Origin of the sequence: Acidovorax sp. FJL06, assembly GCF_003852545.1 — a bacterium.
Classification (GTDB): Bacteria; Pseudomonadota; Gammaproteobacteria; order Burkholderiales; family Burkholderiaceae_C; genus Acidovorax.
The window spans coordinates 1-8,709 of sequence record NZ_QAJR01000048.1 but is presented as its reverse complement, the minus strand read 5'-3'; the positions used below and the strand labels follow the sequence as shown (position 1 = coordinate 8,709).

The 8,709-nt window shown below is 68.3% G+C and carries 7 protein-coding genes; 2 read left to right on the top strand and 5 right to left on the bottom strand.

Annotated elements, in window-relative coordinates; translation table 11 throughout:
* The first annotated feature begins 686 nt into the window (after positions 1 to 686).
* Positions 687 to 1,046, top strand: coding sequence for an MliC family protein (locus tag DBV10_RS21255; protein WP_124515555.1), 360 nt, complete (start codon positions 687 to 689; stop codon positions 1,044 to 1,046).
* Positions 1,047 to 1,189: 143 nt separating this feature from the next.
* Here DBV10_RS21255 and kynA read toward each other — a convergent pair whose 3' ends face one another.
* The 5 genes from kynA to DBV10_RS21230 form a co-directional block, all read right to left on the bottom strand.
* Entirely contained in the window at positions 1,190 to 2,077 is an 888-nt protein-coding gene (gene kynA / locus DBV10_RS21250; RefSeq protein WP_124515554.1) for a tryptophan 2,3-dioxygenase, read from the bottom strand.
* A 119-nt stretch (positions 2,078 to 2,196) separates the two neighbouring features.
* A complete protein-coding gene (kynU, locus tag DBV10_RS21245) occupies positions 2,197 to 3,507 on the bottom strand; it encodes a kynureninase (RefSeq protein WP_124515553.1) in 1,311 nt (436 codons plus the stop codon).
* An 89-nt stretch (positions 3,508 to 3,596) separates the two neighbouring features.
* A complete protein-coding gene (kynB, locus tag DBV10_RS21240) occupies positions 3,597 to 4,247 on the bottom strand; it encodes an arylformamidase (protein WP_124515552.1) in 651 nt (216 codons plus the stop codon).
* Between the two features lie 133 nt (positions 4,248 to 4,380).
* Positions 4,381 to 5,802 carry a HAMP domain-containing sensor histidine kinase gene (locus DBV10_RS21235; RefSeq protein ID WP_124515551.1) on the bottom strand — a complete coding sequence of 474 codons (1,422 nt, stop codon included), beginning with the start codon at positions 5,800 to 5,802 and terminating at the stop codon, positions 4,381 to 4,383.
* Complete coding sequence (locus DBV10_RS21230; protein WP_124515550.1) at positions 5,799 to 6,464, bottom strand: response regulator transcription factor; 666 nt, start codon at positions 6,462 to 6,464, stop codon at positions 5,799 to 5,801. The genes DBV10_RS21235 and DBV10_RS21230 overlap by 4 nt, the downstream gene beginning before the upstream one ends.
* 125 nt (positions 6,465 to 6,589) lie before the next feature.
* On the opposite strand from DBV10_RS21230, the gene DBV10_RS21225 reads away from it, so the two are divergent.
* Positions 6,590 to 8,575: a S9 family peptidase gene (locus DBV10_RS21225; protein ID WP_124515549.1), complete on the top strand. Its 1,986-nt coding sequence runs from the start codon at positions 6,590 to 6,592 to the stop codon at positions 8,573 to 8,575.
* Positions 8,576 to 8,709: the final 134 nt, after the last annotated feature.

The window sequence follows — 8,709 nt, the reverse complement described above, 5'->3', positions numbered from 1 at the left end:
GGGGGGGGGGGGGGGGGGGGGGGGGGGGGTGGGCACGGGCGCGGGTCTCCAGGGCAGAAGTCAGCGGCTGCCGGCACGGGTTGGTTCCACCGGCCGCAGGGCCCCGCGAGGTTACCTGCAGCAGGTGAAGCTTGCTGTCGCCCATGGACGGGGGGGCTGGGAGCGCGCGTAAGAACGTAAACACGTTCTAAGGGATCGTGAAGGGGTTTCCTAGGGTATGTCCCAGTCCCGCCCCCCATACCCCACCAAGGCGTTCGGGCGTTGCCGTTTTTGGGTCGCGCATGTTTGTAATCAAATGTTTCTTCTGCGTATTGGATCTTCCGGTGCATCCAATCCAACCCGGCCCAGGGGCCTGGGCGTCCGTCATGGGGGCGCCACAGGGCGCGGGCAGACTTTAGAGGCAGCTCTCGATGTGGGGATCACCCCAATGACGGGGCTGCGGGGCCTGGGGCACTCTTGGGGTCATGCGCTGCACCGGGTGTTGGTCACGGCTCTGGAATCGCTGATTTCGGTCCCTCGCAAGCAGGATGGTGCAGGCAGTGGGTGGTGCCAGGTGACTGGCAAGGTTTGTGCTTAGGTGGCAGCCAGGCGCCTGTGGGCAGGTTTCCGGGGCCGGTGGCCACAAGCCGTTGGAAGAACGTGGTCGGGTGTGCCGCCAAGGTGCGCCGCGATGTCAGGAGTGACCGATGAAGATGATGGTTTTGCTGGGTTCGGGTGCGTTGGCCACCCTCATGCTGTCTGGCTGCGCAAGCCAGCCTCCCGCGCTGCAGGCTTTCAGCGAGCCCACGGATGGCCGCAGCATGCAGTACGCCTGCGGCAATGGCGAGAAGGTGGTGATGCAGTTCTACCCTGAGCAAGGCCGCAGCGTGCTGCGGCGCAGCGGCTGGACGGTGGAGCTGCCCAAGCAGGCCGCCGAAACGGGCTATGCCTTCAGCAACGGCCCCACCACCGTGCTGGGCAAGGGCAACGAGCTGACCATCCAGATTGGCCACCTGGCACCGATCTGGTGCCGTAGCCGCTCCATGATGGTGGCCGGGGTCCAGTAGGCCGCGCCCTATTTTTTACCTTCCGGTTTCGGGCCGGTTCTTTTTCTGAGGGCCTGCGCAGTGTGGCTGCGCAGGCCCTCAGCCGTTTTCGGGGGCTCCTGGCGCGCAGGCCCCGGGGCTGCCGGTGGAGCGGCGCCGATCGCTCACAAGTCCGTGCGCAGCTTCCAGATCTCGGGGAACAGCACCACGTCCAGCATCTTGCGCAGGTAGCTCACACCGCCCGTGCCACCCGTGCCGCGCTTGAAGCCGATCACGCGCTCCACCGTGGTCACGTGGCGGAAGCGCCAGAGCCGGAAGGCGTCTTCCAGGTCCGTCAGTTCCTCGCCCAGCTGGTACAGGTCCCAGTGCTGCTCGGGGTTGCGGTACACGGTGAGCCAGGCCTGCTCCACCGCGTCGTTTTCTACATACGGCTGCGTCCAGTCGCGCTCGGTGTGGCTGGCGGGCACGGCCAGGCCGCGCCGCGCCAGCAGCCGCAAGGCCTCGTCGTACAGCGAGGGCGCCTCGTGCGCGGCCTGCACCAGGGCCAGCAGGTCGGCACGGTGCTCGTGGGGTTTGAGCATGGCGCGGTTCTTGTTGCCCATCGCAAACTCGATGCAGCGGTACTGGTAGCTCTGGAAGCCGCTGGACTGGCCGAGGTAGGGGCGCATGGCGCTGTACTCGGGCGGCGTCATGGTGGCCAGCACGTCCCAGGCGTGCACCAGCTGCTCCATGATTTTGGAGACGCGCGCCAGCATCTTGAACGCGGGCGGCAACTCGTCGCGCGCAATGTGGCCGATGGCCGCGCGCAGCTCGTGCAGCATGAGCTTCATCCACAGCTCGCTGGTCTGGTGCTGCACGATGAACAGCATCTCGTCGTGCGCGGGCGACAGCGGCTTTTGCGCGGTGAGGATGGCATCGAGCTGCAGGTAGTCGCCGTAGCTCATGCTCTTGCTGAAGTCGAGCTGGGCGCGCTCCTCGTGCACGATGGATTCGGGCAGGGCGGTGCCGGGGGTTTCGCTGGCGGGAGTGGGGGTTTGGGAAAAGGGGCACATGGTCAGTCTCCTGGATACGCGTTCGATCCACCAAGACCGTTCGGGCTGAGCCTGTCGAAGCCTCGCGCGGCGCTTCGACTGGCTCAGCGTGAACGGTCGTGTGTTTTATGTAATGGCTATCAGGTCACCGCGTGCGTCTGGTTGAACTTGGGCTTTTGCCACTCGCCGCTCTCCAGCACCTGGCGCAGGTGCTCCACGGCGTTCCACACATCCTCATAGCCCAGGTACAGCGGCGTGAAGCCAAAGCGCAGGATGTCCTTGTGGCGGCCCGTGCCGCCGTCGCCCTTGCGGAAGTCGCCAATCACACCCCGCGCGATCAGCGCCTGCACGATGGCATAGGCACCGCTGCCCTGGCCGCCCACGCCCGCGCCTTCGTCGCGCGTCAGGCACACCTGCGAGCCACGCTCGGCATGCGCACGCGGCGTGGCCAGGCCCAGGCCGTGGCCTGCGCAGCGCTCTTCCACCAGCTTTATGAACAGGTCGGTGAGCGCCAGCGACTTGTTGCGCAGCGCGGCCATGCCGCCCAGGCTTTGTGCGGCGGTGAACACATCCAGCCCGCACTGCAGGGCCGACAGGCTGATGATGGGCTGCGTGCCACACAGGTAGCGCGTGATGCCGGGCGCGGGCTGGTAGTCGGGGGTGAAGGCGAAGGGGGCGGCATGGCCCCACCAGCCTGACAGGGGTTGCCAGAAGCGGTCGGCATGGCGCGGGTGCACCCACACAAAGGCCGGGGCGCCGGGGCCGCCGTTGAGGTATTTGTAGCCGCAGCCGATCGAGAAGTCGGCGCCCGCGCCATTCAAGTCGACCGGCACCGCGCCTGCGCTGTGCGCCAGGTCCCACACGCACAAAATGCCCTGGGCCTGCGCGGCGGCGGTGAGGGCCGCCATGTCGTGCATGGCGCCGGTGCGGTAGTTCACGTGCGTGAGCATCAGCACGGCCACGTCGCCCGTCAGCGCGGCGGCGATCTCTTCGGGCTCTACCAGCACCAGCTCCAGGCCGCGCTCCTTGCACAGGCCTTCGGCGATGTAGAGGTCGGTGGGGAAGTTGCTGCGCTCGCTCACGATGCGCTTGCGCGCGGGGCTGTCCTCGCGGGCGATGTTCAGCGCCGCGCTCAACACCTTGTAGAGGTTGATGGAGGTGCTGTCGGTGCACACCACTTCGTCCTGGCCCGCGCCGATCAGCGGGGCCAGCTGGTTGCCCAGGCGCTGGGGCAGGTCGAACCAGCTGGCGGTGTTCCACGATTGGATGAGGTCGGTGCCCCATTCGCGGGTAACCACATCGGCCACGCGCGCTGCAGCGGCCTTGGGCGCCACGCCCAGCGAGTTGCCGTCCAGGTAGATCACGCCCGGGGGCAGGGCGAAGTGGCCGCGCAGCGGCGCGAGGGGGTCTTGTGCGTCGAGCGCGCGGCAGTCTTGCAAGGTGGTGGTCATGGTGGTAGGCGGTGAATTGCTTCTGTTTTGATAGCTGGTAGGGCTTGATGGGTGGGCGGTAGAGGCCAAAAAGATTTGAAAATTTGGGGCTACAGCGCCCGCAGCACTGCGCGCACGGGCGACGCGTCGGCCGTGGTCAGCTTGAGGGGCAGGGCGATGAGTTCGTAGTCGCCCTCGGGCACGGCGTCGAGCACCAGGTTTTCGAGCACGCGCAGGCCCCGGCGGCGGATGACCTGGTGGCTGTCGAGCGTTTTGCTGTCGGCCGGGTCAATGCTGGCGGTGTCGATGCCCACCAGCAGCACACCCCGGTCGGCCAGGCGTTCGATGGTGTCGGGGGCGTAGGCCGTGAGCTGGCCGTCCCACTGCGCAGGGGCCTTGGCGTAGGTACGCACCAGCACACGGGGGGGCAGGGTGCCGTCCACCGCGTGGGCGATGTGGTCCCAGGTGATGAGCGGGCCGCAGCCGATGACGTGGATCACGCGGCAGGGGCCCAGAAAGGCGTCGAGCGGCACGTCGCCAATGGTGGCGCCCTGCGCGTCGTAGTGCAGGGGCGCATCGGCATGGGCGCCCACATGCGGCGACATCGTGACCGCGCTCACGTTCACCGGGCAGCCGGGGCCGATGGTGGCGCACCACTGCTGGCTGTAGGCCGTGTCGCCGGGGAACACGGGGCTGCCCGCGTGCACCGGCGGCGAGATGTCCCAGAGCCGGCGGGCGGTGGAGGAAGTAGGCGTTGACATGGGACAAAGTTTGCATGTCCCGAAAAACCCGTGGTGTCGGTTATTTCCAACACCTGGGTGATTTTTTGTTGAAGCCTAAACTATTTTGATCGACCGTAGCCGGGCTGCGGGTGTGCTGTTGCCCCGGGGGCCATCAGGCGCTGTGGGGGAGCGGAATGCTAACGAAAAAGCCCACGCCCCGGCCGTTCAAGCCCGCGCCAATCCGCACCTGCCCGCCCATGCGCAGCACCGCCTGCCGCACGATGGCCAGGCCCAGGCCCGAGCCGTTGGCGGCATGGCCCAGGCCCCGGTAGAAGCGCTCGAACACCCGCTGGTGTTCTGCGGCCGGGATGCCCGGCCCGTCGTCCTGCACCGACAGGTGCAGCACCGCGCCCTCGTGCCGCAGCGCCACCGCCACATTGCCGCCGGCCGGGGTGTAGCGCACCGCGTTGTCGATGAGGTTGTGGGCGATGGATTCGAGCGCGGGCAGGTCCAGCCGGGCCGGCAGGGTGTCGGGCGCGTCCAGCGACAGCTCGATCTGCTGCGCCATGGCCTGGGGCGCCGCCTGCGCCAGCGCGCCGCGCAGCCATTGCGCTACGTCCAGGTCGCGCGGGGCGGGGCGCTGGGCGTCGTCCAGCGCGGCCAGGTCCAGCAGCTGTTGCGCCAGGTGCGAGGTGCGGGCAATGGCCTGCTCCAGGTGGGCCTGGGCCTCTGTGCGTTCCTCCGCAATCTGCGAGCGGGCCATGACATGGGCCTGGGCGGTGATCACGGCCAGCGGGGTGCGGATCTCGTGCGCGGCGTCTTGCACAAAGGCGCGCTCGCGCTCCACCTTCTGGCGCATGCGCGCAAGCAAGCTGTCCAGCGACTGCTCCAGCGGCTTGAGTTCGCGGTGGCGGGCATGGAAGCCCACCGATTGCAGGTCATCCTGGTCGCGCTGGGCGATGCGGCTGGCCAGTTGCTGCAGCGGCCGCAGGCCATTGCGCACCGAGAGCCACACGGCCAGCAGCACGAAGGGCGAGGCCAGCAGCAGGTAGGGCAGCAGGGCGCGGCCGTTGTACTGCAGGAAGTTGGAATCCGTGCGCTTGGTCTCGAACACCCGCAGCACCCAGCGCGCATTGCGGCCGGTGTAGATGCGGAACGACCGGCCCTGCAGGGCGGCTTCCCGGATAACCGGTTCTGCTTGTGGCGTGGCGGGCGGCAAGACGACGTTCTGCAGCCCCGGCGATGCAAACACGCGCTGGCCCGATGCCACATCCAGCAACTCGTGCATCTGCACCCCGGGCAGCAGGCCCACCTGGCGGCGGCGGACATTGGTCCAGTGGTCGGTGGCGGCAATGGCCGTGGCGGCGTGCGCGGGGTCGGTAACCGGGGCCAGCGAATCCAGCACCGCGTCGCCGTATTTCATCAGGCCCGGGTCGCGGGTGATGGTGTGTTTGTAGTTGACGAAGTTGTAGCCCAGCAGCACCGCCCACACCACCACAAACGCGACCAAAACAGAGGCCACACTGCGGCGCATCAGCGTGGGCTCGGCCAGCCAGGCCCAGGCGGCGCGCAGAGAGTGCTTGGCGGTGCTCATGCCTGCAGCAAATAGCCCACGCCGCGCACGGTGCGGATCAACTCTGCACCGATCTTGCGGCGCAGGTTGGACACATGCACTTCGATGGCGCCAAAGTCCACGGGCTCACCCAGCGGGTCCAGCCGCTGCGACAGCAGGCTTTTGGACACCACCGCGCCCGGCTCGCGCGCCAGCTCCAGCAGCAGCTGGAACTCGCGCGGCGACAGGTCGAGCGCAGCGCCATCGCGCTGCACCGCGTGGCGCCGGGGCTCGATCACCAGCTCGCCCAGCACCCAGCGCTCGCTGGCCTGGCGCGCACTGCGGCGCAGCACGGCGCGGATGCGCGAGAGCAGCTCGGCCGTGGCAAAAGGCTTGACCACGAAGTCGTCCGCCCCACCATCCAGCCCGGCCAGCCGGTCTTCCACCGCCGAGCGCGCGGTGATCACGATGATGGGCACCTGCCCGCCTTGCCCACCCTGGTTGCGCCAGCACGCCAGCAGGTCGAAACCGCTGCCGTCGGGCAGCGTCAGGTCGAGCAGCACACAGTCCACCGTGGTCGCATCCACCGTGGCGGGCGCGTCCACCGCGCGGCGCAGCCACTCGCTGGTCAGGCCCTCCACCTTCAGCGCGGACTGCAGCGCGCGGCCCAGGTCCAGGTCGTCTTCGATGAGCAGGATGTGCATGGGGTGGGATTGTGGCGGCAGTGGTGGCCGTTGCGTGATGCGGCTGCAGGCGCCTTTGGCTGGCCTTAAGGCAAGGCTTTGCACAATGGCCGTATCCGGCGACTCAACACAGGGAGAGAAGGCGTATGGCGTATCTGACGACAAACAATGCGAATGCGGTGCGGCGATGGTGGGGCGGCGGTGCGGTGCTGGTCGCACTGCTGGCCCTGGCGGGCTGCGCCTCCGGGCCCACCCACCCGTCGCTGGCGGACGCACAACTGCCCGAGATGATCCCGGTGCGCGACTTTGTGACCAGCCGGCAGGCCACCGGGGGCTACCAGGTGTCGCCCGACGGGCAGCGCATCGCGTGGTTTGGTGTGGATGGCGTGGTGCCTGCGATCTGGGTGCGCTCCATCGATGGCAGCGACGCCAAGGCGTTCCGCATCCGTGCGCGCACCATCCGGTTCAGTGCCGACAGCCGCTGGCTGGCCATCTCCGACGACCCGACCGGGGATGAGAATACGCGCATTCACGTGGGCCTGGTGAATGGGCCCGACACCGGGTTGCGCGAGCTGATGCCCGCGCAGAAGTCGGTGGTGCACCTGGTGGATGGGGTGGAGGGCAGCTCGGACTTCATCGTCACCTCCAACCAGCGCGACAAGAAAGTGTTTGACCTGTACCGCGTGAACCCGGCGGGCGGGGCGCCCGTGCTGCTGGCCACGAACCCCGGCAACGTCAACTGGTGGGGGGTGGACCCCACGGGGCAGTTGCGTGCCCGTGCGCAAATCAAGGGCGACCAGGTGCTGTTGGAGCGCCCGGGCGCGGAGCCCGGCTCCTGGCAGGTCGTGGCGCAGCGCAGCCGCTGGGACACGCTCAACATCTTTGGCCTGCACGACGAGGGGCGCAAGGCCTGGGCCTTGTCCAACCGGGGGCGCGACAAGCTGGCGCTGGTGCGGCTGGACCTGGCCACGGGCGCCGAAGAGCTGTTTTACGCGTCCCCCGATGTGGACCTGGACAACGTGACCCTGAGCCGCCGCACGCGCGAGCCGCTGGTGGCCTATTCGATGCCCGGGTATCCGGCCCGCCAGGTGTTCGATGCCGCACTGGCCGCCCGGCTGGCGGCCCTGGCGGGGGACCAGCCGGTGGATGTGCGGGTGATCAGCGCCGACCAGTCCGACCGGGTGCTCACCGTGTCTGTGGCCACGGTGCGGGGCGCGCGCACCTACTTGCTGCGCGATGGGCGCGAGCCGCAGTTTCTGGGAGAAAGCCGGCTCAGTGTGATCGCGCATGCGCTGGTGCCCTCCGAGCCCATCACCTACACCGCGCGGGACGGCCTGCCCATCCATGGCTACCTCACGCTGCCCGTGGGCGTGCAGCAGCCGCGCGCGCTCCCCCTGGTGCTGCTGGTGCATGGCGGGCCCTGGGCGCGTGACCGCTGGGGCGAGGGCACGATGCGGCAGTTCCTGGCCAACCGGGGCTATGCCGTGCTGCAGGTCAACTACCGGGGCTCCAGCGGCTATGGCCGCGCGCACATGGAAAAGGCCCGGGGCGAGTTTGCGGGCCGCATGCACGACGACCTGGTGGACGGCGTGCGCTGGGCCGTAGAGCGCGGCGTGGCCGACCCCGGGCGTGTGGCGATCTACGGCGCCAGCTATGGCGGCTACTCCGCCCTGGTGGGCGCCACCTTCACTCCCGAGGTGTTTGCCTGCGCGGTGGGCATCGTGGGCGTGACCGACATCGCCCGCCTGCTGGAGGCCGCACCGCCCTATTGGGAGCTGGGCCTGCCCTGGTGGCACCGCTACGTGGGCGACCCCGCCGTGCCCGCCGACCGTGCGCGCATGGATGCGAAGTCGCCCCTGTACCGCGCTGCAGATGCGCAAAAACCCATCCTCATCATGCACGGCGTAAACGATGTGCGCGTGAAGCTGGAGCAGTCCGAATGGATGGTGGCCGCTCTGCGCAAGGCGGGCAAAGAAGTGGACTACGTCACCTTCCAGGGCGACGGCCACGGCAACCAGCGCTGGCCCAACAACCTCACCATGTACCGCAAGACCGAGGACTTCCTCGCCCGTTGCCTGGGCGGGCGCACCAGCGGGTTTGACTATTACCAGCTGGGGGCGTGGGCGTTCTGAATGGAAACCGGAATGACTTGAAATGCGCCGTGGAAATGAGGTTGCAAGTCTCGTAGCAGTGTCGGGCTCCGCAAGGGGCCCCATCTGAACTCTGGGGCTAGACTTCTGTATTCGGCCAGAGGACTAAACCGCTC

Coding starts and splice junctions, on each gene's coding strand:
- DBV10_RS21255 (WP_124515555.1), top strand. CDS start 687: ATGAAGATGATGGTTTTGCTGGGTTCGGGTGCGTTGGCCACCCTCATG.
- kynA (WP_124515554.1), bottom strand. CDS start 2,077: ATGTGCCCCTTTTCCCAAACCCCCACTCCCGCCAGCGAAACCCCCGGC.
- kynU (WP_124515553.1), bottom strand. CDS start 3,507: ATGACCACCACCTTGCAAGACTGCCGCGCGCTCGACGCACAAGACCCC.
- kynB (WP_124515552.1), bottom strand. CDS start 4,247: ATGTCAACGCCTACTTCCTCCACCGCCCGCCGGCTCTGGGACATCTCG.
- DBV10_RS21235 (WP_124515551.1), bottom strand. CDS start 5,802: ATGAGCACCGCCAAGCACTCTCTGCGCGCCGCCTGGGCCTGGCTGGCC.
- DBV10_RS21230 (WP_124515550.1), bottom strand. CDS start 6,464: ATGCACATCCTGCTCATCGAAGACGACCTGGACCTGGGCCGCGCGCTG.
- DBV10_RS21225 (WP_124515549.1), top strand. CDS start 6,590: ATGGCGTATCTGACGACAAACAATGCGAATGCGGTGCGGCGATGGTGG.